The organism is Mesorhizobium sp. M0058 (genome assembly GCF_040323095.1).
GTDB lineage: Bacteria > Pseudomonadota > Alphaproteobacteria > Rhizobiales > Rhizobiaceae > Mesorhizobium.
Window position 1 is genome coordinate 284,082 of record NZ_JAMYUQ010000004.1, and the last position, 24,056, is coordinate 308,137.

Genomic DNA, 24,056 nt, shown 5'->3' on the forward strand with positions numbered 1-24,056 from the left:
ACATGCGCGGCGTCTTAGCCGGATTTTCGTCTATCCGCGAGCGGTCGTCTTGACCACTCAATTGGTCAGGCCGATGTCGCGCATCTTGACGTAGACGACCTCGTCGGGCTCGCCCGTTTCCGGCAGGCCGAACAGCGACTGGAATTCCTTGATCGCCGCCTTGGTGCGGGCGCCGACGACGCCGTCGAGCTGCATGTCGTCATTGCCGAATGCCTTCAGGCCGGCCTGGATCTTGACGATGCGGGCATCGGGCGCCTGGGCGGATACCGGCGCGGAAACCGGGATGGGCGCAGGCGCGGCCTCGGGCGCGGCAACTCGAGCGGCGGCCATATCCACGGGCCTCGGCACAGGATGCGGGATGCCAGCCGTTGTCTGCTTGGCGCCGAGCTGGTCGAGCAGGACGGCGTCGATCTCACCGGAGGCCGGCATGCCAACTTTCTGCTGGTATGCCTGGATCGCCTTTTGGGTATTCGGCCCGGAAATGCCGTCGACCGTTCCCGTGTAGAAATCGAGATCCTTCAGGATGCCCTGGACCTGCTCGACGGTCGGATCGCTTTTGACCGGAGCCGGGCCGGGCCGCAGGATGTTGATGGTGGTTTCGGGTTCGTCCGCGCCGGGGTGCGGAAAACCCTCGATGCTGCGGGTGGCGAAGAAGGCGCCGGCATGCGGAAACGGCTGGTACCACAGCGCGTTGGCGGAAACGTAGAACAGCGTCACCAGGAAGGCGGTCGAGCCGCCGACCAGGACCGGATTGCGCGAGATCGCGCCGCCCAGCGCAATCGCGCCGGCCTCGAACGCGCCGCTGCGGCGCTTGACCGCCTTAGGCTGTTTTGCGGAGCGAGCCATTCCTGTCCCCTTTCGCGTCGCCTTTCGTCCTGGTCGCGGGCATCGGCAGCACGCCGTTCCTCTCGGTCGCGCTCCTCTTCGGCCCGTTCACCGGCAGGCTGATCGTGACCGTCGTCCCCTCGCCCGGCATGCTTTCGATCGACATCGTGCCGTCGTGCAGCGCCACCAGGCCCTTGACCAGCGACAGGCCGAGCCCGGTGCCCTCGAAGCGGCGCGTATAGTCGTTCTGGATCTGCATGAACGGCTTGCCGAGATTGACAAAATCTTCCTCGGCGATGCCGATGCCGGTGTCCCTGACCCAGAAATGCAGCCGCGAGCCGATCCGCTTGGCGCCGACGACGACATTGCCGCCATCGGGCGTGAACTTGACCGCATTGGAGACGAGGTTGATCAGGATCTGCTGCACGGCACGACGGTCGGCATTGATCTCCCCGGCGTCCGGCGCAATCTGCGCCTGGAGACCGATGTTCTTGGCATTCGCCTGCAGCTGCATCATCGACTGGCACATCTCGACCGCTTCGATGAATCGGAACGGTTCGGGCTCGGTCGCGTAGGCGCCGGCCTCGATCCTCGAGACATCAAGGATGGAGGTGACGACGGCAAGCAGATGCTGGCCCGACTCCTTCACCAGGCCGACATACTCCTTCTGGCGCGGGTCCTTGAAGCCGCCGAACATCTCATGCAGCAGCATGTCGGAAAAACCGATGATGGCGTTGAGCGGCGTCCGAAGCTCATGGCTGACGACCGCCAGGAAGCGGCCCTTTGCCACCTCGGCCGACGCTGCGGCCTCATTGGCGGCAGCAAGCTCGTCGCGCAATTCGGCAGTCTCGTCGTTCTCGCGCAGCAGCAGAGTGAAGGTCTCCTGCTGCTCTTCGGCACGCATCAGTTCGAGCTGAAATGGCCGGTAATTGTCGGCCGTCGAGGCGCTGCCGTCCTGCGGCAGCCTTACCCGAAGATCGAGCCGGCGCGCCAGGGCGCCATCGCGCATGTCGGCAAGCGCGCTGAGATAAGCGACGCGATCGGACAGGTGGATGCGGTCGAACAGCCCGGCGCCGAAAAGCAGTTCCGGCGGCAGCTTCAGGATGGTGCGCGCCTTGGCTGAGGCATCCAGGACCTCGCCATGCCGGGCGACATGCAGGACAACGGCGTCGATCATGTCTTCAAGGCGGTCGTTTGGAAGCAGCGCGGGCTGCGCGCGTGCGGCATCGCCTAGGGCTGCGAGCCGGGGAACCAGCGTCAGGCCCCAGGCGAGCGGCAGCAGCCAGTGCCACGCCGCGACTTGCGCCCCGCCGAGCGGGACGACAGAGGCGACAAAGGGCTGCAGCAGCATTGCGGCCAAGGCCGAGAGGCCGCCCCAAAGTGCCGCGCGCTTTGAACCGCCGATCCACCAGGCCTCGAATGGCAGTGCCAGGGCCAGCAGCGCAACCGGCGACGCCAGGCCGCCTGCTGCCGCGACGGCGCCGGCAAGCGCAAGACCGCCGGCGGCAAGGGCAACCTGGGCTGCCAGCGTCATCTTGCCCGACGCCGCCACCAGCAAGGCGGCGAACCAGCAAAGACCGAAGGCGGCGAAAATGGTTGCGACGGTGACGGCGGCGCCCATGCCCGAGGTGACCAGTGTCACCGCCGCACCGGCGGCGAAGAACGGAGCGGCAAGCATGATGCCGATGAACCGGCGCTGGCGCAGGCGATCGCCCTGGCCGATGATGGCCGGATGGACCATGCGTTCGCAACCGGCCGCCAGCGCGCCAGGCAGTTCAATATATCTGGCAGTTGTCAAACTCAACGCACTCGCACCCGGTCGTGACTGCCCCTGCGTTGCAGGTCGCTTTTGCTTGTTTGAAACTCGCATCCAGCGTTTAAGGAATGAATAAGGCTGACCGGAACAACGAGCGCGCTGCGGCAAAAATTGGAGCGCCGGCACCGGAATGCACCGCCATTTGTAGCCATAGTAAACGGAGCGTTATGTGCAAAGGGCGTGCCCGTGGCTGCGAAACCCTGAGCCGGCATGCCTGCTCTTCTGAAGATATCCATGCGCAACAATCGCTTAGATGGTTACTGCAAGGTTAAGAAAATTGGCGGCATTTGAGGCTAATGCACTGCAAAACGCCTCGCTTCGAATTTGCCTAAAATTTGAGGAAAATTTTCACTGAGCAAGAAAGCCGTCCTTTGCGCCTCATGTGCCATTGTCGCTGATATAAAGAGGTCATTGCGCATGGACGCATGATCCGGTCATTGGACGAGAGGGCAGATCGATGGGCTTTTTGATAAGAATGGCGTTCTGGTTTTCGCTGGTGTTGCTGGCGCTGCCGCTGACCGTCGGCCCCGACGAGGATGGCCGCGAGAGCGTCGGGCCGTTCCAGGCGCTTTTTGCGGCGCGCGAAGCGGTCGGCGACATCGCCGGCATTTGCGAGCGTAAGCCGGACGTCTGCGAAACCGGCAAGTCGGCGATGCATACGATCAGCGCCCGGGCCAAGGAAACCGCCAAGATCGCCGCCGCCATGCTGGACGACAAGAGCGCCGAGACCTCGCCCGATACATCGCTGGCCACCGGCAGCGTCGCCGAGGACATCGTGCTGCCGGCGACAGTCAACATACCTGCCAAGCTGGTGGCGAAGAACTAAACACCGTTTCAGCTGGTATCTACAGCGACACCGCAGGCCGGTCGGACCTCTCGATGCCTGCGGTGCTTTTCTTCTTTTTCCGTGACGCCGCAGCCGCGGATGACTATATCCCGAGCAATGGCCACGACGATCCAGACGATCCGCGACGACTTCTCCCTGCTCGACGAGTGGGAAGACCGCTATCGCTATGTGATCGAGCTCGGCGAAGCGCTGCCGCCATTTCCCGACGCCGAACGCAACGCCGCCAACAAGGTGCCGGGCTGCGTCAGCCAGGTCTGGCTGACCACGAGCCGAGCGCCGGGCGCCGATCCGGTCATCACCTTCACAGGCGATTCAGACGCTCATATCGTACGCGGTCTGGTCGCCATCATGCTGGCGCTGTTTTCGGGACGGACTGCCAGCCAGATCCTTGAAACGGACGCCGAGGCGACGCTGAGGTCGCTTGGCCTCGACGAACATCTGTCGCCGCAGCGGGCCAATGGCCTGCGCTCAATGGTCAAGCGCATCAAGCGCGACGCCGAGATGGCTCTCAAGCAGACTGCTTGATTGCTCTATCTTCTCTTCTTTCGACGCAATTCCCAAGAGAAAGCGCTCGGCAGTTTTCCTGGAATTGTTCTAGAAACAAAACGGCGCCGTAAGGGGCGCCGTTGATCTTGTCCATTGGAGCCGGTGTTACCGCCCCTTGCGTTTGCGGCCGAGGCCCATCTTCTTGGCCAGCTGCGAACGGGCAGCGGCATAGTTGGGGGCAACCATCGGATAGCTGGCGTCGAGATTCCACTTCTCGCGGTATTCATCGGGCGTCAGACCGTAATGGGTCATCAGGTGGCGCTTCAGCGACTTGAACTTCTTGCCATCTTCAAGGCAGACGATGTAATCGTCATGAACAGAGCGCTTCGGGTTTACCGCAGGCTTCTGCTTGTCGGCCGGAGGCTGTTCGCTTGCTCCGCCCACGCGCCCGAGAGCGGCATGGACATCAGCGATAAGGTTCGGCAATTCGCCGACCGGCACGGGATTGTTGCTGACATAGGCTGCCACCACATCGGCGGTCAGCTCGATCAGCGCATCGCTATTTCTGGAAGGTGTTTCGACGATATCCATGGTTTAGGCCCCAACGAAGGATGTTTCTGTTTGCGCCCTTTTTGGAAGATCGGGCATGGCGCGAATTTCACGCGGGAAGAGCTTCATGGATTCGCGTCCGGGCATCTTAATGAGCCCACAGACAAAGTAAGTCAATTCGCATCTTGCGCTATATTCAACGATATTCATCGAATAGTCGCTCTTCAGCTTCAATCTTTCGTGCACTCTGTAACTTCGCGATATTTTCTGGTCGGACCAGGACTAGCATGACGTAAGGTCACACCACCGCTAAATCAGCAAGGACTCATAAAGTGGGCAGCGATGCTTGGTCTATGCTTCGAGGTTTGGGCGGCTGATTGTCGGATTCGTACCAAACTGTAAGTTGCAAAGCGTTGGCGAAACACGCCGAAGAAGATCTTCGGTCTGACCGGATTCAATACGGCGTGAGGTATTTTCCATAGACCCAGCCACTAACAAAACCACCATTTTGCGCCGGGTCGTGCCAAACTTGACACCATTGATAGCGAATTGCCTGTTTCTGTTTCCAGTGCGGCTGGCCGGCGATCTCCAGAAGATTCAAGCCGCCGGTGCACTTGCCGGTCATCTGCAGGATCGTCCCGTTAGGATAGGCGGCCTGCTTCCGCGAGGTGCCGGACGGATATTTGCGAACGTTGAGCGTGTCGCCGAACGGCACGCCAGCCACTTGCCAAGCGGCGAACGCGGTTGCATGAGACTGGCCGGTGAAAGCCAGAACGGTCGAAGCGACGACGGCGAGAGCCGCAGCGGTGTTGATATGGAAATTCATCATCCTCTCCTTTTGGCTCATCTCCCGAGCCCGCCGCAACCAATACATCCCGGCCCTTGAACCCGCGCTGATCGGCGTGTTCATTTGCCATTCAAGTAATTTCTTCAGTGAGACGCAATGACCAAGACCTCAGCTTTTCCGACCGCCAGCCCGCCGAGCCCCGAGAAACACCCCGTCTTCGACACGCATCACGGCATTACCCGCACAGATGACTATGCCTGGCTGAGGGCCGAGAACTGGCAGGCGATGTTCAGGGACCCTTCCCTGCTTGAGGGCCGCATCCGCGCCCATCTCGAAGCCGAAAACGCCTATCAAGCAGTGCTTATGGCCGATACGCTAGAGCTTCGGAAGCAGCTGTTCGGCGAGATGAAGGGGCGCATCAAGGAAGATGATTCGACGGTGCCGATGAAGGATGGCCCCTATGCTTACGGCTCATCCTTCAAGCTTGGCGGCGAACAGCCCCGCTATTTCCGCATGCCGCGCGATGGCGGCGATGAGCAGATCCTGCTCGATGGCGACGCGGAAGCCGAGGGCAAGCCCTATTTCCGCCTCGGCGGCGTCGACCATTCGGCCGATCACCGCAAGCTGTTGTGGGCGTTCGACGACAAGGGCTCTGAATTCTTCACACTTCGCGTGCGCGATCTCACCAGCGGCAAGGAACTGAGCGACCAGATCGAGGCCACCAGTGGTGGCGGCGTCTGGAATGCCGCCGATGACGGCTTCTTCTACACAAGGCTCGACGACAATCATCGCCCGTCCAAGGTGCTGTTCCACGCGCTCGGCGGCAGCCCCCTTAATGACCGGCTGATTTATGAGGAAACCGATCCCGGCTTCTTCATGGATGTCGGCGGCACGCGCTCCAACGAATGGATCATGATCGGGATCAACGATCACGAAACCTCGGAATATCACCTGATGCGCGCCGATGAGCCTTTCGCCGAGCCAAAGCTGGTGGCAAAGCGCGAGACTGGCCTGCAATATGATCTGGAAGAAGGCGGCGACATCTTCTTTATCCTCACCAATGCCGACGGCGCCAAGGACTTCAAGATCATGACGGCGCCGGCTAATGACCCGGTTCGCGCCAATTGGGAAGAGCTGGTGGCGCACGAGCCAGGCCGGCTGATCCTGTCGGTGGTCGGCTTCAGGGATCATATGGTCAGGCTCGAGCGCAAGGAAGGGCTGCCGCGCATCGTCGTTCGCGATCGCCGCAGCGGCGAGGAGCATCTGATCTCGTTCGACGAAGAGGCGTTCTCGCTCGGCCTGTCGGGGTCCTATGAATACGACACCGAGATCATGCGCTTCACCTATTCGTCGATGACGACCCCGGCGCAGGTCTTCGACTACAATATGCGCAGCCGCGAGCGTGTGCTGCTGAAGACCCAGGAAGTGCCGTCCGGTCACAATCCGGATCATTATGTCACGCGCCGGCTGATGGCGCCGGCCGCCGATGGCGAACTGGTGCCGGTCTCGCTGCTGCACCACCGCGACACGCCGCTCGATGGCTCCGCACCGTGCCTGCTTTACGGCTACGGCTCTTACGGCATTGCCATTCCGGCGGCGTTCAACACCAACTGGTTCTCGCTGGTCGACCGTGGCTTTGTCTTTGCCATCGCCCATGTCCGCGGCGGCAAGGACAAGGGCTATGGCTGGTATGACGACGGCAAGCGGGCGCACAAGATGAACACGTTCACCGATTTCATCGCCGTCGCGCAGCATCTCGTCGCCGAGCGTTACACCCAACACGACCGCATCGTCGCGCAAGGCGGCTCGGCCGGCGGCATGTTGATGGGTGCGATCGCCAACATGGCGCCGCAAAATTTCGGCGCCATCGTTGCCGAGGTTCCCTTCGTCGACGTGCTGACCACCATGCTCGACGCAAGTTTGCCGCTGACGCCGCCGGAGTGGCCGGAATGGGGCAACCCGATCGCGTCGGCGGAAGATTACCAAACGATCGCCGCCTACTCACCCTATGACAATGTCGCCGATCACGACTATCCGCCGATCCTGGCGCTGGCCGGCCTCACCGATCCGCGCGTCACCTATTGGGAGCCGGCCAAATGGGTGGCGCGGCTGCGCGAGCGCAAGAGCGGCGACAATCCGGTGCTGTTCAAGATCAACATGGATTCCGGCCATGCCGGCGCCTCCGGCCGCTTTTCAAGGCTGGAGGAGATCGCCTATACCTACTCCTTCGCGCTCAAGGTTACGGCCAAGCCCGAACCCGAGGTTACGGGCAAGGCTGAGAATGCAACGGAGGCGTCGCAATGATCGATCTATCCACCTTGACGGCTTACATAGCGGTTGTGCTTGGCTTTGTGTTTATTCCAGGCCCAGCCACGCTTTTGACGGTCGCGCGAGCGACGAGTTCCGGAACCAGGGTTGGCGTCGCGACGGGCGCGGGCGTCGCGGCTGGCGATGTGTTCCATACCATCATGGCGATGGTCGGCATTTCGGCGATCATCGCCACTTCGGCAACGCTGTTCAGCGTCGTAAAATACATCGGCGCGGCGTATCTCGTTTACCTCGGCATTCGCGCAATCATCGAGAAAATACCGGCCGATCCTACTGCCGGTGCACTCGCGATCTCCGCCAGCAAGGCGTTTCGTCAAGCTGTCCTGACCGAAGTGCTTAATCCAAAGACGGCGCTTTTCTTCCTTGCCTTCCTGCCCCAGTTCGTGCGGCCTGAAAACGGATCGGTGATGCTCCAGCTGATGACGCTGGGCATAATCTTTGTTCTGCTCGGCCTTTTCAGCACAGTCGTCTTTGCCGTGAGTGCGGGCCGGCTCGGCACGTTCCTGCGCCGCAATCCGTCGGTGGTGAAATTGCAAGGCAAGGTGGTTGGCGGCATCTACTGCGCGTTAGGCGTCCGTCTGGCCTTGCAGCAGCGCTGATGTCGATGCGAAAGGCGCGCCCGTCGAGGCGCGCCGGTCGTCACTTTTTGAATTCCAGGCTGCTCATTTTCACTCGCATTTGCAATGGCTGCGCGCTACCCAATGCGCGCCACCTTCCAGACCATGACATACGCAAAGGGGCCACTATGTTGCTCGTCGACACCTATCTCGAGAAATCACCGATCCAGGGCATCGGGGTTTTCGCCAGGAACCACATTGCCAAGGGCACGCTGGTCTGGAAGCTCGACCCCAGATTCGACCGGATCATCGACGTCGAGACCTATGAAGGCGAGAGCGGCCCGGTGAAGAACTATCTCGACCGTTATTCCTATCCAGACCGCCGGGATCCGAACTACATCGTCTTCGAAGCCGACGACGCACGCTACATGAACCATGACGACGAACCGAATTGCGATGTCTCCTCGCCCGAGGAAACCTATGCCTTGCGCGACATCGCACCCGGCGAGGAACTGACCTGCAATTACAGTCATTTCTTCGAGACGGGCTTCGACTTCCTCGGTGATCGCCACCTGTAGATCGCCACCTGTAGCCGGGATCACTTGGCCGGCTTGCTGCGCACCGGGTAGCCGTTGGGATGCGGCGGCACCGCCTTGAGATAGGCGGCTATTGCCGCGCGATCTGCCGGCGGCAGTTCGGCCATGTTGTGCTGCACGTCGACCATGGCGCCGCCGACCGAATCGAAATCAGGGGTAAAACCGGTTTCCAGATAGTTGGCGATGTCGGCTTCCGACCAGTCACCGAGCCCGCCTTCGCCCGATGTGATGTTCGGCACGATGCCGCTGCCTTCGGCGGCCGCCGCGCCAGCCAGCCACTGGCTCTTCCTGGTGCCGCCGGTGATGTCGCGCGGCGTGTGGCATTCGCCGCAATGGCCAGGCCCCTCGACCAGATAGCGGCCGGCGAGTACCGGATCAGGCGTGCCATCGGCAAAGGCAATCACCGGCTCTTTGCTGAGATAGAGCCGCTTCCACAGGCCGAGGCCGCGGCGGATGTTGAAGGGGAAACTCAGGGAATTGTCCGGCGCCTTGCCGGCGACCGCCGGCAGCGTCTTCAGGAACGCATAGAGATCGGCAATATCAGCCGGCTTCATGCGGGCGTAGGATGTGTAGGGGAAGGCCGGATAGAAATGCTCGCCCGACGGCGACACGCCCTTCAGCATGGCGTTGGCAAGGTCCTCGACCGTCCAGGCGCCGATGCCGTCCTTGGGATCCTGCGAGATGTTGGGCGGCACGAAGGTGCCGAACGGCGTCTTGAGCTCGAGGCCGCCGACCAGTTGCAAACGGCCGTCGCCTTGCGAGCCCGGCTTGGCGTGACAGGAGGTGCAGCCGCCGGCATTGAAAATGCGCTTCCCCCTGGCGGCGTCGCCGGGGCCGAGCTGCGCCAGGGTGCCAGTGTCGAGCTTGACCGGCGCCGACAGGAACCAGCCGGCGCCGGCACCGACGACGCCCAGGACAAGGGCGGCGCCGACAAATTTTTTCCACAAGGGCATTGCCCGGGATCAGCTCTTCTTCACCCGATAGGTCTTGTGGCAGGTGCCGCAATCACTGCCGAGCGTATCGATCTGCGCCTTCAGCGCATCGACATCGGCGGGTGCGGCGGCGACTGCGGCCTTGACGTCGGCGACGTACTTGTCCTCGGTCGATTTGAAGCCCGCCATGTCTTCCCAGATTTTGGGCGAGGCGGTGGTATCACCGCTGTCGCTGCCGGCCGGGAACAGCGCGTCGACATCGAACTTCTCGGCATTGACTTGCAGCGCCTGCAGCGCCGTCAGCACGGCGGCGGCATCGAAGTCTGCCTCGCCCTTGGCGATTTTCGACAGGCCGCCGACAATCTTGCCGCGTTCCTTCATCAGTCCCTGTCGGTCGAGGATCGGGTCGGCAAAAGCCGCCGAGGCGGCGAGGCTGAGCATAGAGATGGCGATAACAAGCTTTCTCATTCAATTGGCTCCAGGATGATGAGGGGTCGCGACCTAACGTTAACGGAGGGCGGGCCGGGATTATTCCCTGTCCGCCGGCCGGATTCTGCCGAATTTTGTGTGCCTGCTGCTTCAGCTGAGAAAGAAAAGCCCCGGAGTACCGGGGCTTCTCTGGGTCGATCAGGCTTTCGCCTCTTCGTACATTTCAAGGACATGGTCCCAGTTGATGAGGCTGTCGACGAAGGCCTCGAGATATTTCGGCCGCGCGTTGCGGTAGTCGATGTAATAGGAATGTTCCCAGACATCGACGCCGAGGATCGGCGATGCGCCATGGACGAGCGGGTTCTCGCCGTTCGGCGTCTTGGAGATCGCCAGCTTGCCGTCCTTGACCGAGACCCAGGCCCAGCCCGAACCGAACTGCGTGGTGCCGGCGGCGATGAAGTCGGCCTTGAACTTGTCGTAGCCGCCGAGGTCGGCGTCGAAAGCCTTCTGCAGGGCGCCCGGAAGCTGGTTGCCGCCGCCGCCCTTCTTCATCCACTTCCAGAAATGGATGTGGTTGTAGTGCTGGGCTGCGTTGTTGAAGAGGCCGGCATTCTTGCCGAACGACTGCTTGACCACCTCTTCGACCGACAGATCGCCAAGGCCCGCTTCGGCGGCCAGCTTGTTGCCGTTGTCGACATAAGCCTTGTGGTGCTTGTCGTGGTGATACTCCAGCGTCTCCTTCGACATGTAAGGCTGCAAGGCCTCGTAGTCGTAGGGCAAGGCGGGCAATTCAAAAGCCATCGGTCATACTCCTCATGGAAAAATCCGGTGCGGATACCGGATTAAGATAGGGCTGCATTGATCTGGAACAACTCCGGAATGAAGCGCCAATTGCCTTTTAGCGGCTCAACCGGCGGAAGTCGAATGCGCCCATTCCCAATAAAGGTCGCGCGCTTTCTTGGCCACCGGCCCGGGCTGCAGATCGCGGTCCTCGATGCGGGTGATCGGCACGACCTTGGAATGATTTCCGGTCGAAAATATCTCGTCGGCTTCGAGAAAGTCGCGCACCGACAGCATCTTCTCCGTGGTCTTGAAGCCGTAATCGCCAAGCAGCGTCATGGTGCGCGAGCGGGTGATGCCGGACAGGAAGGTGCCGTTGGGCGCCGGCGTCAACACGTGGCTGTCCTTGACCAGGAAGATGTTCGAGGTTCCGGTCTCGGCGACATTGCCCAGCATGTCCAGCACCAGCGCATTGTCGAAGCCGCGTCCCTTGGCTTCGAGAATGGCGCGGCCATTGTTGGGATAGAGGCAGCCGGCCTTGGCATTGGTCGGCATGGTCTCGATGGTCGGCCGCCGGAACGGCGACACGGTGATCGAAAAGCCGGTCGGCGAGATCATCGGCGATTCGTAAAGGCAGAGGCAGAAACGGGTCGAGGCCGGATCGGCCGGCACGCCCATGTAGCCGCCATGCTCGGCCCAGTACATCGGCCTGATGTAGACCGCTGTCTTGCCGTCGAACTTCTTCAGCCCGTCCCAGGTCAGTCCAACAATCTCATCGGCGCTCATCGACGGCGCGAGGCCGAGCGCGGTCGCCGATGCGTTCACCCTAGCGGCATGCAGCTCGAGATCGGGGGCGACGCCTTCGAACCAGCGGGCGCCGTCGAAGACGCTGGTGCCGAGCCACATGGCGTGGCTGCGCGGACCCAGAATGGCGACGTTGCCTTCGTACCAGTCGCCGTCGACGAAGGTCCATGTCGCCGATAGCGCCGCAGTCGCCAGTGTCATTGTTCGGTTCCGCTTCAAAGCTGCCTGTGCCAAGCATTGGAAGATGCTTTGACCGGCGCCGTCAACCGGCATGGAGCGGTTTTTGTTGAGGCCAGAGCGCCCCAAGAAAGCGATCAAGACTACAATCGATGCTTGCACCTTGCGCCGCCTGCCCTCAAAACTGTCGCCATGCATTACGCGGCTTACGTTTTCGACGCCTATGGCACGTTGTTCGACGTGCACGCCGCCGTGCGCCGTCACGACGGCGAGATCGGCCCCGACGGCCCGCTGCTTTCGGAAATCTGGCGCGCCAAGCAGCTGGAATATTCCTGGGTGCGCACGCTGATGGGCGGCTATGCCGATTTCTGGCAGCTCACCGAACAGGCGCTCGATTTCGCCCTGCTCAAGGTTCCCTCCGCCGACAAGGGACTGAAGGCCAAGCTGCTCGAAGCCTATTGGCGGCTCGACTGCTATCCGGAAGTGCCGGCCGTGCTCAAGGCGCTGAAAGCATCCGGCGCCAAGCTCGCGATCCTGTCCAACGGCTCGCCCGAGATGCTGGAAGCGGCGGTCAAGTCGGCCGCCCTCGACCAGGTGCTGGACGATATCTTTTCGGTCGACGCCGTCAGGCGCTTCAAGACCGACCCGTCGACCTACGACATGGTGGCGACGGGCTGGCGGCTCTATCCGGGCGCCGTCTCGTTCCAGTCGTCCAACCGCTGGGACATCGCCGGCGCCACCAAATTCGGCTTTCGCACCGTCTGGATCAACCGCGCCAACCAGCCCGAGGAATACCGGGATTTCCCGCCGGCGCTGATCCTGCCGTCGCTTGAAGGCCTGCTGACCGGCGGCTGATCACTCTGTTGCCTTCGAGCAACAGTGGCAGGGCGGTCACAGCTTCGCCTTTGTTTGTCCACCCTCAGGCCAGAATCGGAACCGCCTATCGCGTCAGGCATTGGGGGAGGCCGACCACTGCGCCGCTTGAAGGCATTCACGCTTTCTTGCGATTCGAGACTTAAAAAAGGCAACCATGTTGAAGACCGGAATCGACCCCTATCGCCTGAGCCGTCGCGGCTTTCTGAATGCTGCAGCCCTTGGCGCCGCTTCGATTGCGGTCTCCGCCTGCACCACCACCGGACCGACGCCGGCGCCGGTCGAACCGCCACCGCCGACCTATGACGAGCCGCCGCTCGGCGACTATGCGACGATGTACGGCCCGATTTCCGACAGCGGGTTCGAGCTCCCGGCCATCCCGATCAAGAAGATGGACCCGCAGTTCCTGCGCCAGATCGTTCCCGATCCGACCGGCCAGCGGCCAGGCACCATCATCGTCGATACGACCAACCATTTCCTGTATCTGGTGCGCGAAGGCGGCCAGGCGATCCGTTACGGCGTCGGCCTCGGCCGCGCCGGCTTCGAATGGTCGGGAGACGCCGTCGTCCAGTGGAAGCAGAAATGGCCGAAATGGACGCCGCCCGATGAGATGGTTGCCCGCCAGCCTGAACTGGAAGAATACAGCGCCAAGAACGGCGGCATGCCCGGCGGCCTCAAGAACCCGCTCGGCGCCCGCGCGCTCTACCTGTTCCACGACAACGTCGACACGCTCTACCGCCTGCATGGCTCGCCGGAATGGAACTCGATCGGCAAATCCGTCTCGTCAGGCTGCGTGCGCCTGATAAATCAGGACATCATCGACCTCTACGACCGCGTGCCGTCGAAGAGCCCGGTCATCGTGACGTCCGACATCGGCCAGCCGATGGCGGCGGGCGCAAACCGCAGAGCCATCCCGATCGATGGCGGGGTGCCGGATGGCTCGGTCCTGCTCGGCCCGGTGACCTGATCGACTTCATCGATGTCATGAAGCGGCAGGTTCGCCGCTCCATGCGGCAAACCCCCGCCAGGATTCCGATAGCTTTACGCGAATGCCTGGGGTTCGCATCCAAGATATGCAATGCCGGCAACAGGAGGCCAAAAAAGACGTCCAGACGAACCATGGAGCCGCTGCAATCGGGGCGGCCATGCCCTGTCAATCTCGACGCTGCTGTGTTTCGTTACCGATTGATGTATATTAGACGGGAGTATGATTGCAGAGACATACATTTCATTAGATCATTGATGGCGGGGGAACGCCGATGGTGGGATTTGATTTCGATAGTCCGCCTGCCGACGGCGCCGAGGCCAACCTGTCGGCCGAATGCGAGCGGCAATTGCTGCCGCTCGTCCGCGGAATTGTCGAGGCGGCGGTTGCCGCCGGGTGGAGCCAGGAAGACGTTCTTCTGGCCATGGTCGAGCTGTCCTGGGATCTGTACGAGAAACGCCGAGGCGATCTTTAGCAGGCCTGCGTGAGCCGGATAATTCCGTAGCGCCGGCCAAGCCAGGCCATGTTTTTCTCGCGCGAACTTTTTTCTTCACCTACAATGTTTTTTCTATCCGCGGGATGCGCTACGCTGCCTTTGGGCAGGACTATGGGGGATACAAATTACCGTCCGGATTTCCGGGTTGGCTGTTTGCACGGCACGGAATTTCGATGGGCTGGCAAAGCGGCTGAGGCAAGGCTGAATGAAAAATGCGGGCGAGGTTCAGGAACGCAGCGCAGGCGCCGATCGGGTCGATCGGCACGCCCTCGACACAATCCCCGAAAATGCCAATCCCAGAAGAGCAACCATGCGGGGGAGCGGGATATGCTCTGTCCGCAGCCCTGGATCGCTCCCGGAGGGTCGCCATCGCCGAAGTCGCCTACCTCGCGGGATTTTCGGATCAAGGCCATTTGGCCACCGCCATGAAGAAGCACAAGGGAAAGAAGCCATGGTTCGGGCGATAACTGCTGCTGGATCGTCCGTGGCGATGACAGATAGTCGACCAGCTCTGTCAATGGCCGCGCGATCTATATTCAGAATACAACGCTGGATTGTGACGGCGCACTATGCACAATAACTAGGCTAAAAATGGTAAGATAAGATCGGAAAATAGTCAGGTAGCCTTGGCTAAAAATTCAAACCTGTAAATTTATAGTCAAAATCCTGGTAAAATTTCGCTTGAGCTCAAATTCTTCTTTGCAATATAAAGCAGCATCTGTAAGATTCGAAGGAACGCCCAGGAGCAAACGTGAATTCTGGGCGCCTCGATACAGCACAGGATTGGATTGATCGGCGCAGCAGTGGCAGAGACGAAGATGCAACATAGAGGCAACGTCCAGGAAAGCGCCGGGACAGAGCGGCGGCGCGCGGATCGTCGCATCTTCGACGGAATTCCGGAAAGCGCGGGGCGCTACCTGGTCACGTTTCGAGGCGGCGCGGCTCATGTCGTTCATGGGCCGGGATCACACACATTCAAAGCGGCGGAACATTTCGCTTCGGTTCTGCTTACACCCTCACCAGGGATTGCGGCATCGCTGGGCAGCGACAAAGTCCACGAATACGACGGCGACGTCGGCATGATCATGATCGTCCCAGCCGACCTCGGCGGCAAGGTGACCCGGTCATCCACCACGGAAAGCGCAATCGTGGCGCTCACCCCCGAGAGTCTCTTCGAGCTGGCAACGCGTGAATTCGACACCGGCCATGCCGAGCTTCAGCCGCCGCCGTTCGGGACCGTCGACTTCCAAGCGCTGCAACTCGCGCAGTTGCTGAAGGCGGAACTGACGGATCGGGAAACTCCAAACGAGTTCTATGTCGATTCGTTGGTCACCATGTTCGGCGTCCATTTGCTTCGGAACTACGCAGGAGCGCGAAAGTTGCCACAAGCCCCAAAGGGCGGTCTGTCGAACCGCAGCGCCCGGCGGGTGCGCGAATTCCTGGAGGTAAGTTTTTCCAGCAAGATCGCGGTGGCCGAGTTGGCCGCACTCTGTGGCCTTTCGCCGAGCCATTTCATCCTGGCATTCACCAAGACCTTTGGCGAGCCGCCGCACAAATACCTGCTGCGGCTGCGTCTCGATTTCGCCGAAAAACTTCTCATCGAGAGCGACCTGTCGATTGCGGAAGTCGCTCATCTCAGTGGATTCTCGGACCAGAGCCACTTGACAGTCACCATGTCCAGATACCGGAACAGAACCCCCAAGCAGGTGAAGCTGCAACGTTAACGACTGTTGCGGCGCGCATGATTGTCCGCGGCGATACCTCGATTGATCTTCAGTATAGTCGAAGGTTGTGTGGCAGAGCAGTCACAGTTGTCGCGCAGGGACCAAATACCGGATTTTCCTACAAAGATTCCGGATTATTCCAAAATACCTGCACCGCGAATGTGCTCATGGTCGCGATGGAAGTCATTTGGGGCGGGGGGAGCAACCAGATGATACAGCATGTCGGATTGTCCCATGGACATTCAATTCGCGGAAATCGAGGTCTTCGCGCCTAAGGCCGAAGCGGCCTGGGCTGCACTGCAACGCCAATACGCCAGCCGGATCAGCGCTGCGGAACTCGACCATCTCCTGGCCTGTTTCGTGCTTGGACTGACCTCTCCGGCTTGTGGTGAAGGCGATCCGGGATTTCATTTCGATCTCTGCCGCGCGCTGGTGGCGGTAAGCCTGCCGCCGGAACGGACGGAGGCTGCACTGCATACGGTTCCAGAACCGACGCAGCCATGGGTCGCGAGCGCCTATCAGCTGATTGAAAAACAAGGCGCGAAGGTCGGTCTCTCGTTGCGGGAGAAGACGCGCAATTTCGAAGATTTTTTGGCCACCGAGGCGAATGGTGCGGCACATCAGAGCGCCTCGGCAATTGCGAGGAAAAACTAGCATGACCAAACGCGTCGAGGGGCGGAGAAGGATCGAACTTTCTTCAAGCTTTGTCGGAAACTGGATCGCGGGTGCGGCCGACAGCCGCTCGGTGCGGCGCCGCCTGATGGCGGTGCTGCGCATGGCTCACCGGGTTCTTGGATTCGGTCGCAAGAATATGGGTCTGGGAACATTGGGAAGCGGCACCAGCGTGCGTTCGGCTCTGGCCTGTGGTGTGAGCCCGGCCAGCATGCTCGGCGGCCTGGCCGCGCTCGCCGCGCTCGGCCTCGCCACACCGGCCCAGGCACAATATCAGGCTGGCGGCGGTTCGGCGACCGGCGGCAACGCCGTCGCCATCGGTAACGGCGCCGCGACGAATGGCAATAACAGCGTGGCGTTGGGCAGTTCCAACAGTGCAACGGGCGACGGCACGATCGCCATCGGCTATGCGATGGGTGTCAATGGCCTCAATTCCATAGGCATAGGTGTCTTCGCAGGCGCAACCGGCGTCAATGCCCTCGCCGTGGGCGGGAACGCCAAGGCCAACGGGGACGCAGCAAGCGCTATTGGCGTCAATTCGGTTGCAACCACAAGCGCGGCCGCTTTTGGCAATAATGCGCGTGCCGACGGAGTCAACTCGACCGCGATCGGCCCTGTTACCCGGGCGACCGGATTGCGCGCCACCGCGCTCGGGTTCGGGGCAACGGCATCCGGCGTGGATTCGATTGCCCAAGGTAACAGCGCTGTCGCAAGCAACCAGAATGCCGTCGCCATCGGATTCCAGTCGACTGCTACGGCGATAAACTCCGTCTATCTCGGCTCGCGTACCGCGGCCGGAACGGGAGCGCTGGCCCAAGGCGCGGTCGGCATAGGCACAGATGTGACAGCATCCCAGGTCGATGCCATTGCGATGGGACGTTCGTCCGTTTCGTCGGCGCAATACGCGGTTGCCATTGGCCTGAATGCGAAGGCTACAGGAGCGGGTGGCGCGATGGCGTTGGGCCAAGGCACGATCTCGAGCGGTGTCAATTCCGTTGCACTCGGCGTTCAGGCTAATGCCACTGGAGCCGGCTCCAACGCCTTGGGCACGTTGTCCGTCGCTTCGGGAGGGAATGCCACTGCTCTAGGCACCAGTTCCACGGCCAGCAACAACTATGCGACCGCCGTAGGCTGGGGAACTGTCGCCAGCGGCGCCGATTCCGCTGCCGTAGGACGTGAGGCCATCGCATCGGCGCTTGACGCAACGGCGATGGGGTACATATCCAAGGCCTCGGGCCAATACAGCACCGCCGTCGGCGCCAACGCAAACGCCACCGCCACGTCCAGCACGGCGATCGGCCAGAACGCGTTTGCAACCGGCGTTCAAGCATCCGCTTTCGGCGTAGGAGCGAATGCCGGCGCCCAGAATGCGGTTGCGCTGGGCGCCCTCTCCACCGCCAGCGCCACGAGCGCCATCGCCGTGGGCAACAACGCCAAGGCGGATTCGGCCGAAGCGGTCGCCATGGGCACCAATGCGGTGGCAACCGGCGGCAAGGCCGTCTCCATCGGTTCGGGCAACACGGCTTACGGCAACGGCGCGGTCTCCATCGGCGATCCGAGCTATGCCAGCGGCACCGGCGCCTTCACCGGCGGCGCCAACAACATCGCCAACAGCGACGGCACGGCAACCGCCACAGCCGCAAACCAGGCCGCAGGCGCGGTTGCCATCGGCAACAACAACAAGGCCGTCGGGCAAGGCTCCGTGGCGCTGGGCAATGGCTCGACGGCGGGTGCAGCCGGCCTTGCCGGCAATGTCGCGCTGGGCAACGGCGCGACGGCGACGGCAAGCTCCGGCGACGTAGCGCTCGGTTCGGGCTCGGTGACCGCGACGGCGGTCGGCACCAGCGGCGCGACGATCGGCGGCACGGCCTACAGCTTCGCCGGCACGACGCCGACGAGCACTGTCAGCGTCGGCGCGCTCGGCGCGGAGCGGACCATCACCAATGTCGCGGCGGGCCGGCTCAGCAACTCGTCGACCGACGCGATCAACGGCTCGCAGCTGTTTGCGACCAACCAGCAGGTGACGCAGAACACGGCGGCGATCGCCGCCAACACCGCCGACATCACCAATCTCGGCAACACGATCAACAGCATCAGCACCGGTGGCGGCATCAAGTATTTCCACGCCAATTCGACGGCGGCGGACTCGTCCGCAACGGGCACGGACTCCGTTGCTATCGGACCAGTCGCGACCGCGACGGGGACAAACGCCATCGCGGCCGGCACCAATTCGAGCGCCTCCGACGCCAACGCCTCGGCCTTCGGCAGCGGCGCCGTCGCATCGGCGCTTGACGCAACGGCGATGGGATACATCTCCAAGGCCTCGGGCCAATACAGCACCGCCGTCGGTGCCAACGCCAATGCCACAGCCACGTCCAGCACCGCGATCGGCCAGAACGCGTTTGCAACCGCCTTTCAAGCGACCGCTCTCGGCGTAGGAGCGAATGCCGGCGCCCAGAATGCAATCGCGCTGGGCGCCCTCGCCAATGCCAGCAACGCCGGCGACGTGGCGCTCGGCTCGGGCTCGGTAACCGCCGCGGCGGTCGGCACCGCCGGCACGACGATCGGCGGCGTCGCCTACAACTTCGCCGGCACGACGCCGGCAAGCACCGTCAGCGTCGGCGCGGTCGGCGCGGAACGCACCATCACCAATGTCGCGGCGGGCCGGCTCAGCAATTCGTCGACCGACGCGATCAACGGCTCGCAGCTCTTCGCCACCAACCAGCAGGTGACGCAGAATACGACCGACATCGCCGCCAACACCGCCGACATCACCAATCTCGGCAACACGATCAACAGCATCAGCACGGGCGGCGGCATCAAGTATTTCCACGCCAATTCGACGCTGGCGGATTCGCAGGCGCTGGGGACGGATTCCGTTGCCATCGGCCCGAATGCTGTGGCCAACAATGCCGGCGACGTGGCGATCGGCGCGAATGCGGTGTCGACCGCGACCACGGCGGTCGGCGGCACCACGATCGGCGGCGTTGCCTACACCTTCGCCGGCGCGACGCCCGCGGGTGCATTCTCGGTCGGCTCGGTGGGCGCCGAACGCCAGATCCAGAACGTCGCGGCCGGGCAGTTGAGCAACTCCTCGACCGATGCGGTCAACGGCTCGCAGCTGTTTGCGACCAACCAGCAGGTGACGCAGAACACCACCGATATCGCTGCCAATACTGCTGACATCACCAATCTCGGCAATTCGATCAGCAATATTACCGGCGACACCTCGCTGGCCTACACCGACGCCAATGGCGACGGCATACGCTATGTGCGCACCAACGACAGGACGCTTGCCGTCGCGGACTCCTTCGCGCAAGGGATCGGCTCTTCCGCCCTGGGCTACCAGGCGACCGCGAGCGCCGACAATACGCTGGCGCTCGGCCGCGACACCCAGGCCAGCGTCATCGGCGGCGTGGCGCTCGGCGCCGGCTCGGTTTCGGATCGGGCGGTCGCACCCGTATCGGGATCGATCCTCTCCGGCACCGGCCTCATTCCCTACAACACCGCGGACATGAGCCTGCTCGGCGCCGTCTCGGTCGGCACCTCCACCTCCTACCGCCAGATCATCAACGTGGCCGACGGCACGCAGGACCAGGACGCGGTCACGCTTCGCCAGTTGAAGGGCGCGCTGAGCTCGTTCGCGGTGACGGGGAGCCTGTACTTCCACGCCAATTCGACGGCCGCGGATTCGCTTGCGGTCGGCGTCGATTCGGTTGCGGTCGGTCCGCGCACCACCGTCAATGGCGACAACGGCATCGGCATCGGCAATGGCGCCATCGTGCAGCAGACGGCGCCGGGAGGCATCGCGATCGGCCAGAATTCGACGGTCAACCAGGCCGACAGCATCGCCCTCGGTACCAACGCGACCACCAACGGAGCGCAGGCGGTGGCGCTCGGCGCCGGCGCAAAGGCCAACGAGCCGGGCAGCGTCGCGCTCGGCGCGGGCTCGACGACGGCGGCGGCGGTCGCCACCACCGGCACCACGATCAACGGCGTTGCCTATACCTTCGCCGGAACAGCTCCGACGAGCACGGTCAGCGTCGGCACCGTCGGCAACGAGCGCACCGTCACCAATGTCGCGGCGGGCCGGATCAGCGGCACCTCCACCGACGCCATCAACGGCAGCCAGCTCTTCGCCACCAACCAGGCGGTCGAAGCCATGCAGGGTAGCGTCGGCGACCTCAACCAGTTCGCCGTCCAGTACGACAAGGACGGGAACGGCAACAAGTCCAACTCGATTACCCTTGCCGGCGGCGATCCCAACACGCCGGTGGTCATCCACAATGTCGGGCCGGGCGTTGCCAACACCGATGCGGTCAATGTTCAGCAGTTCAACAGCGGGTTAGCACTCAACCTGGACAATTCGAAGAACTACACCAACCAGGTGGCGGCCACCACGCTGCAGCAAGCCAATGCGTATGCGGACTCCAAACTCAGCCAGCTCAACATGGACATGGGAGAGGTCAGGGGCGAGGCGCGCCAGGCTGCGGCAATCGGCTTGGCGGCCGGCTCGCTGCGCTACGACGATCGTCCCGGCAAGCTGAGCGTGGCCGCCGGCGGAGGCTATTGGCGCGGTGAAGGCGCCCTGGCCTTCGGCGCCGGCTACACCAGCGAGGAAGGACGTGTTCGAGCGAACCTGTCCGGTACGACGGCAGGCGGACACTGGGGTGTCGGCGCGGGCGTCAGCCTTACGCTGAACTAGAGCCCGGCCATGATCAGGCAGGCAGTCCTTGCTGTCGCGATATCCATGACGTCAATGCTCCTGTCCGGCCCGTTAGCGGCCGGGCAGGAAGCAATCCCTTCCGGCTACAGGGTAAAACCTTCCGACGTAGCGATCCCTGCGGATGCGAAGCTTGGCGAATATCAACGGACCACCCGTCCGTTCGAGAACTGGACGCTGATCTGCGACGAGAACCTGAAGGCGCGCCAAAAGGTCTGCAATGTCACCCAGATCATCGAGGACCAGGCAGGACAGGTTGCGTTCAGCTGGTCGCTTGCCGCCACCAAGGAAGGCAACCCCTACATGATCTTGCGCGCCCCGCCGATCGCCAAGAGCGACGCTCCTGTCTCGCTGACATTCGAGGGGCGCAAGGAGCCGATAAAAATTCAACTCGACGGATGCAATCAGGCCGTCTGCGTCGGCATGCTGCCGGTTGGTCCGATCATGCGCGAACAGATTTCGAAGGCCGCGGCATCCGTCATCTCCTTCCCGACCACGGATGGCAGGACGATCAACGTAACCGCGACCCTCAAGGGCTTGGCCGCGGCCGTTGCGGCGATCAATTGACGAGGCAATCGCGATGAACCAGCAATCGATCCATGACCGGATAATGTCCCGCAACCAGGGAAAGGATGCTGTCCGGGTCGGCATCGAAGACCGGAGCAGACCGCAACGAAACCGCGCGAGGACCGCTGTCTTCTCGTTGCTCGCCATTGCCGTCGTCGCCACGGCCGGCTTCGCGGCCATGCGCTACGACCTGCTCCACAATTTATTGCCGCAGCCGGCGGTCGCGGAGACCAACCAGCCCAATCCGGCCCTGGCCGAGACGCCATTTCTGCAACACGCCAAAGAGGCAGGCTTGCAGTCTTGTTCCAACATTTTCCCAGCCCTTGGGCAGATGCTGACGACCGGCACGACGTACAGCGTCCAGTCGATCTGGAACAACGAGGCCCCCGACAAACACCTCGTGGAAGCCTTGGTCGGCATGAACTACGCTACACAGGGCTACAGCGGCCCGGCGGCAGGCCTGGTGTTCGCGGCACCCACCGCATCCGTTTGCGAAGGTACGATGGTCAGGGTGGCGCCATTCGCGGCCAATTGCGCCGATGTTCCGGCCCTGCTTCCGAAAGACAGCAAGCTCGCCAACAATCTTGGACAAATCAGCGTCTATGAACTGGCCAATGGAGGGGGCAACGCGATGCTGCTGCCAACCGGCAACAGCTGCGTCGTCATTTCCGTGGCCTCGGCAGCAGGTAAACAAGGAGGCGTACAATGAGGGTGAATTCCGCCATTGCGGCGATCGGCATGCTGTTGCTTTGCGCCGGGCGGCTGGGCGCGGCGGACCTAGCCCCGGCGGCGGACGTGCCCGAGCCGCCGGCCCAGGAGGAGAGAGGCATCTGGGCGGCGATCGCCTATTCGAGCCCCGACGAGAAGCACGGCTTCTTTTGGGGCGCCGACAAGCGGCAGGAGGCGATGGACATCGCGCTGAAGCATTGCCAGAACGCCGGCGGCGGCAGCTGCGCCGTGGTCAGCGTATTCCGCAATCATCGCCATTGGGACGATGACGACAATACCGGCTTTCCCTACAAGCATTGCGGCGCCCTCGCCGTAGGCGAGAAGCCGGAAGGGCGGCTGACCAGTTGGGGCGCCGAGACGGCGCAAACACGCCGGGATGCCGAAGACCTGACACTGCAGGCGTGCGAGCGGAACGGACAAAAATGCAAGATCCGCGAGTGGGTGTGCACATGACGCATCAGAGCGAAGCAGCGGAACGCCAATCGAGGCGCATGTTTGCACTCAGCGTAGCGCCGTGCTCAAGCGGGGTCAGCCCTTTGCCGTGATGCGCATCGACGGTATGCGACACCGGCTCGAAGCAGAAGAAATCGGCATCCTGCGACGGCGAATAGAGGATGAAGACGTCGAGCAATGGCGAGGCGGTGAGCGAGATGGCGATCCTGTCCTCGGGCCGGGTGATCCTGGCGCGGCGGTCCCAGCCGTCGAAGGCGTTGTTGACCCAGCTTCGCGGCAACAGGGAGGCGTTCGAGAAATTCCACGCGGGGTAATCGGCCACCGGCGCCACGCCGACCGGCAGATGATGCTTGTCCTCCAGCCAGACCCGCGCCGCCTTCGCCTCGAGCGTCGTTCCGGCGCTGCGCGGGAACCACGGATGAAAGCCGAGCCCGTAAGGCAGGCGAATGCCGGTGCGATTCTCCACCGTGAGCGTGGCATCCAAGGCCCCGTCATGCAGCGCATAGGCGACCCGCGCCGTATATCGGTAGGGGCCGATTTCACCGGCGTCGAGGACCAGTTCTGCCTCGGTGGCGCTGTGGCTGGCAATCCGCCACTCCCTCTGGAAGCCGTCGCCATGGATTGGAAAGGCCTCCCCCGGCACGTTCGGCTCGATCGCATGGAAGCGGCCGTCGAAGGCGAAACCGCCGCCTGAGATGCGGTTCGACCAGGGAACCAGAAGCTGGCAGCCGGAGGCGCCGGTGCCATCGTCGGGGCGGAGCAGCGGCACCGTTGCGCCGCAGACCAGTGCGTCGAAGCGGGCGATCGCTGCGCCCTTTTGCGGCGCCAGGACCAGACGGGCGCGGTCGTCGCGCAGTTCCAGGAGGCCGGCCATCCCTACCAACCGCCGTCAATAGCGATATTTTGGCCGCTGATCATGTC

General features: G+C 62.5%; 23 protein-coding genes. 14 read left to right on the top strand and 9 right to left on the bottom strand.

Translation table 11 applies throughout. The annotated features are described in order from the left end of the window. Window positions 1-57 precede the first annotated feature (57 nt). Both NKJ75_RS08920 and NKJ75_RS08925 read right to left on the bottom strand, forming a co-directional pair. Window positions 58-846: a peptidoglycan-binding domain-containing protein gene (locus tag NKJ75_RS08920; RefSeq protein WP_352499570.1), complete on the bottom strand. Its 789-nt coding sequence runs from the start codon at window positions 844-846 to the stop codon at window positions 58-60. Next, the gene (locus NKJ75_RS08925) at window positions 821-2,566 is read right to left on the bottom strand and encodes a sensor histidine kinase (protein WP_023732037.1); all 1,746 of its coding nucleotides are present in this window, start codon (window positions 2,564-2,566) and stop codon (window positions 821-823) included. Before NKJ75_RS08925 ends, NKJ75_RS08920 begins: the two co-directional genes overlap by 26 nt. A 532-nt stretch (window positions 2,567-3,098) precedes the next feature. Between NKJ75_RS08925 and NKJ75_RS08930 the strand changes: the two genes are divergently transcribed. Together NKJ75_RS08930 and NKJ75_RS08935 are read left to right on the top strand one after the other, a co-directional pair. Next, window positions 3,099-3,467 carry a DUF5330 domain-containing protein gene (locus NKJ75_RS08930; protein ID WP_023732038.1) on the top strand — a complete coding sequence of 123 codons (369 nt, stop codon included), beginning with the start codon at window positions 3,099-3,101 and terminating at the stop codon, window positions 3,465-3,467. A 117-nt stretch (window positions 3,468-3,584) separates the two neighbouring features. Then, complete coding sequence (locus NKJ75_RS08935; protein ID WP_023684547.1) at window positions 3,585-4,013, top strand: SufE family protein; 429 nt, start codon at window positions 3,585-3,587, stop codon at window positions 4,011-4,013. Window positions 4,014-4,139: 126 nt separating this feature from the next. On the opposite strand, the gene NKJ75_RS08940 is transcribed toward NKJ75_RS08935, so the two are convergent. Together NKJ75_RS08940 and NKJ75_RS08945 are read right to left on the bottom strand one after the other, a co-directional pair. After that, window positions 4,140-4,565 (bottom strand): Ros/MucR family transcriptional regulator, encoded by a 426-nt coding sequence (locus NKJ75_RS08940; RefSeq protein WP_023673680.1) that lies wholly within the window; start codon window positions 4,563-4,565, stop codon window positions 4,140-4,142. A gap of 412 nt (window positions 4,566-4,977) precedes the next feature. Beyond that, the gene (locus NKJ75_RS08945; protein ID WP_023673681.1) at window positions 4,978-5,352 is read right to left on the bottom strand and encodes an SH3 domain-containing protein; all 375 of its coding nucleotides are present in this window, start codon (window positions 5,350-5,352) and stop codon (window positions 4,978-4,980) included. Between the two features lie 114 nt (window positions 5,353-5,466). Between NKJ75_RS08945 and NKJ75_RS08950 the strand changes: the two genes are divergently transcribed. The 3 genes from NKJ75_RS08950 to NKJ75_RS08960 all read left to right on the top strand — a co-directional run bounded on the left by NKJ75_RS08950 (window position 5,467) and on the right by NKJ75_RS08960 (window position 8,773). Beyond that, on the top strand, window positions 5,467-7,614 hold the full coding sequence (locus NKJ75_RS08950) for a S9 family peptidase (RefSeq protein WP_023673682.1): 2,148 nt from the start codon (window positions 5,467-5,469) through the stop codon (window positions 7,612-7,614). Further along, on the top strand, window positions 7,611-8,237 hold the full coding sequence (locus NKJ75_RS08955) for a LysE family translocator (RefSeq protein WP_023673683.1): 627 nt from the start codon (window positions 7,611-7,613) through the stop codon (window positions 8,235-8,237). Before NKJ75_RS08950 ends, NKJ75_RS08955 begins: the two co-directional genes overlap by 4 nt. Window positions 8,238-8,383: 146 nt before the next feature. Then, on the top strand, window positions 8,384-8,773 hold the full coding sequence (locus NKJ75_RS08960) for an SET domain-containing protein (RefSeq protein ID WP_023673684.1): 390 nt from the start codon (window positions 8,384-8,386) through the stop codon (window positions 8,771-8,773). Window positions 8,774-8,793: 20 nt separating this feature from the next. On the opposite strand, the gene NKJ75_RS08965 is transcribed toward NKJ75_RS08960, so the two are convergent. The 4 genes from NKJ75_RS08965 to NKJ75_RS08980 all read right to left on the bottom strand — a co-directional run bounded on the left by NKJ75_RS08965 (window position 8,794) and on the right by NKJ75_RS08980 (window position 11,937). After that, the gene (locus NKJ75_RS08965) at window positions 8,794-9,744 is read right to left on the bottom strand and encodes a cytochrome c (protein ID WP_023834438.1); all 951 of its coding nucleotides are present in this window, start codon (window positions 9,742-9,744) and stop codon (window positions 8,794-8,796) included. A 9-nt stretch (window positions 9,745-9,753) separates the two neighbouring features. Then, window positions 9,754-10,191, bottom strand: a complete 438-nt coding sequence (locus NKJ75_RS08970) for a c-type cytochrome (protein WP_023834439.1) — start codon at window positions 10,189-10,191, stop codon at window positions 9,754-9,756. 159 nt (window positions 10,192-10,350) lie between these two features. Further along, window positions 10,351-10,953 (bottom strand): superoxide dismutase, encoded by a 603-nt coding sequence (locus NKJ75_RS08975; RefSeq protein WP_023699276.1) that lies wholly within the window; start codon window positions 10,951-10,953, stop codon window positions 10,351-10,353. A gap of 105 nt (window positions 10,954-11,058) precedes the next feature. Next, window positions 11,059-11,937, bottom strand: coding sequence for a branched-chain amino acid aminotransferase (locus tag NKJ75_RS08980; RefSeq protein ID WP_023673688.1), 879 nt, complete (start codon window positions 11,935-11,937; stop codon window positions 11,059-11,061). 168 nt (window positions 11,938-12,105) lie between these two features. Here NKJ75_RS08980 and NKJ75_RS08985 point away from each other — a divergent pair, with 168 nt between their 5' ends. The 9 genes from NKJ75_RS08985 (at window position 12,106) to NKJ75_RS09025 (ending at window position 23,135) form a co-directional block, all read left to right on the top strand. After that, window positions 12,106-12,768 carry a haloacid dehalogenase type II gene (locus tag NKJ75_RS08985; protein WP_023834440.1) on the top strand — a complete coding sequence of 221 codons (663 nt, stop codon included), beginning with the start codon at window positions 12,106-12,108 and terminating at the stop codon, window positions 12,766-12,768. A gap of 175 nt (window positions 12,769-12,943) precedes the next feature. Beyond that, window positions 12,944-13,753: a L,D-transpeptidase gene (locus tag NKJ75_RS08990; RefSeq protein ID WP_023834441.1), complete on the top strand. Its 810-nt coding sequence runs from the start codon at window positions 12,944-12,946 to the stop codon at window positions 13,751-13,753. A 292-nt stretch (window positions 13,754-14,045) separates the two neighbouring features. Then, window positions 14,046-14,246 carry a hypothetical protein gene (locus NKJ75_RS08995; RefSeq protein ID WP_023684556.1) on the top strand — a complete coding sequence of 67 codons (201 nt, stop codon included), beginning with the start codon at window positions 14,046-14,048 and terminating at the stop codon, window positions 14,244-14,246. Window positions 14,247-15,055: 809 nt separating this feature from the next. After that, window positions 15,056-15,991 (top strand): helix-turn-helix transcriptional regulator, encoded by a 936-nt coding sequence (locus tag NKJ75_RS09000; protein WP_348524528.1) that lies wholly within the window; start codon window positions 15,056-15,058, stop codon window positions 15,989-15,991. Window positions 15,992-16,225: 234 nt separating this feature from the next. Next, entirely contained in the window at window positions 16,226-16,645 is a 420-nt protein-coding gene (locus NKJ75_RS09005; protein ID WP_023687221.1) for a hypothetical protein, read from the top strand. 1 nt (window position 16,646) lies between these two features. Next, window positions 16,647-21,368: a YadA-like family protein gene (locus NKJ75_RS09010; protein ID WP_023834443.1), complete on the top strand. Its 4,722-nt coding sequence runs from the start codon at window positions 16,647-16,649 to the stop codon at window positions 21,366-21,368. A 9-nt stretch (window positions 21,369-21,377) separates the two neighbouring features. Next, complete coding sequence (locus tag NKJ75_RS09015) at window positions 21,378-21,953, top strand: invasion associated locus B family protein (RefSeq protein ID WP_023670757.1); 576 nt, start codon at window positions 21,378-21,380, stop codon at window positions 21,951-21,953. A gap of 13 nt (window positions 21,954-21,966) precedes the next feature. Continuing rightward, the gene (locus NKJ75_RS09020) at window positions 21,967-22,662 is read left to right on the top strand and encodes a hypothetical protein (RefSeq protein ID WP_023727661.1); all 696 of its coding nucleotides are present in this window, start codon (window positions 21,967-21,969) and stop codon (window positions 22,660-22,662) included. Continuing rightward, window positions 22,659-23,135 (top strand): DUF4189 domain-containing protein, encoded by a 477-nt coding sequence (locus tag NKJ75_RS09025; RefSeq protein ID WP_023687219.1) that lies wholly within the window; start codon window positions 22,659-22,661, stop codon window positions 23,133-23,135. Before NKJ75_RS09020 ends, NKJ75_RS09025 begins: the two co-directional genes overlap by 4 nt. Window positions 23,136-23,139: 4 nt before the next feature. Here the strand turns inward: NKJ75_RS09025 and NKJ75_RS09030 are convergent, their stop codons facing one another. Beyond that, complete coding sequence (locus NKJ75_RS09030; protein ID WP_023705454.1) at window positions 23,140-24,009, bottom strand: aldose 1-epimerase; 870 nt, start codon at window positions 24,007-24,009, stop codon at window positions 23,140-23,142. Window positions 24,010-24,056: the final 47 nt, after the last annotated feature.

Coding starts and splice junctions, on each gene's coding strand:
- NKJ75_RS08945 (WP_023673681.1), bottom strand. CDS start 5,352: ATGATGAATTTCCATATCAACACCGCTGCGGCTCTCGCCGTCGTCGCT.
- NKJ75_RS08990 (WP_023834441.1), top strand. CDS start 12,944: ATGTTGAAGACCGGAATCGACCCCTATCGCCTGAGCCGTCGCGGCTTT.
- NKJ75_RS08930 (WP_023732038.1), top strand. CDS start 3,099: ATGGGCTTTTTGATAAGAATGGCGTTCTGGTTTTCGCTGGTGTTGCTG.
- NKJ75_RS08980 (WP_023673688.1), bottom strand. CDS start 11,937: ATGACACTGGCGACTGCGGCGCTATCGGCGACATGGACCTTCGTCGAC.
- NKJ75_RS08950 (WP_023673682.1), top strand. CDS start 5,467: ATGACCAAGACCTCAGCTTTTCCGACCGCCAGCCCGCCGAGCCCCGAG.
- NKJ75_RS08970 (WP_023834439.1), bottom strand. CDS start 10,191: ATGAGAAAGCTTGTTATCGCCATCTCTATGCTCAGCCTCGCCGCCTCG.
- NKJ75_RS08940 (WP_023673680.1), bottom strand. CDS start 4,565: ATGGATATCGTCGAAACACCTTCCAGAAATAGCGATGCGCTGATCGAG.
- NKJ75_RS09020 (WP_023727661.1), top strand. CDS start 21,967: ATGAACCAGCAATCGATCCATGACCGGATAATGTCCCGCAACCAGGGA.
- NKJ75_RS08965 (WP_023834438.1), bottom strand. CDS start 9,744: ATGCCCTTGTGGAAAAAATTTGTCGGCGCCGCCCTTGTCCTGGGCGTC.
- NKJ75_RS08960 (WP_023673684.1), top strand. CDS start 8,384: ATGTTGCTCGTCGACACCTATCTCGAGAAATCACCGATCCAGGGCATC.
- NKJ75_RS09030 (WP_023705454.1), bottom strand. CDS start 24,009: ATGGCCGGCCTCCTGGAACTGCGCGACGACCGCGCCCGTCTGGTCCTG.
- NKJ75_RS08925 (WP_023732037.1), bottom strand. CDS start 2,566: ATGGTCCATCCGGCCATCATCGGCCAGGGCGATCGCCTGCGCCAGCGC.
- NKJ75_RS09010 (WP_023834443.1), top strand. CDS start 16,647: ATGACCAAACGCGTCGAGGGGCGGAGAAGGATCGAACTTTCTTCAAGC.
- NKJ75_RS09005 (WP_023687221.1), top strand. CDS start 16,226: ATGGACATTCAATTCGCGGAAATCGAGGTCTTCGCGCCTAAGGCCGAA.
- NKJ75_RS09025 (WP_023687219.1), top strand. CDS start 22,659: ATGAGGGTGAATTCCGCCATTGCGGCGATCGGCATGCTGTTGCTTTGC.
- NKJ75_RS08935 (WP_023684547.1), top strand. CDS start 3,585: ATGGCCACGACGATCCAGACGATCCGCGACGACTTCTCCCTGCTCGAC.
- NKJ75_RS08920 (WP_352499570.1), bottom strand. CDS start 846: ATGGCTCGCTCCGCAAAACAGCCTAAGGCGGTCAAGCGCCGCAGCGGC.
- NKJ75_RS08975 (WP_023699276.1), bottom strand. CDS start 10,953: ATGGCTTTTGAATTGCCCGCCTTGCCCTACGACTACGAGGCCTTGCAG.
- NKJ75_RS09015 (WP_023670757.1), top strand. CDS start 21,378: ATGATCAGGCAGGCAGTCCTTGCTGTCGCGATATCCATGACGTCAATG.
- NKJ75_RS08985 (WP_023834440.1), top strand. CDS start 12,106: ATGCATTACGCGGCTTACGTTTTCGACGCCTATGGCACGTTGTTCGAC.
- NKJ75_RS08955 (WP_023673683.1), top strand. CDS start 7,611: ATGATCGATCTATCCACCTTGACGGCTTACATAGCGGTTGTGCTTGGC.
- NKJ75_RS08995 (WP_023684556.1), top strand. CDS start 14,046: ATGGTGGGATTTGATTTCGATAGTCCGCCTGCCGACGGCGCCGAGGCC.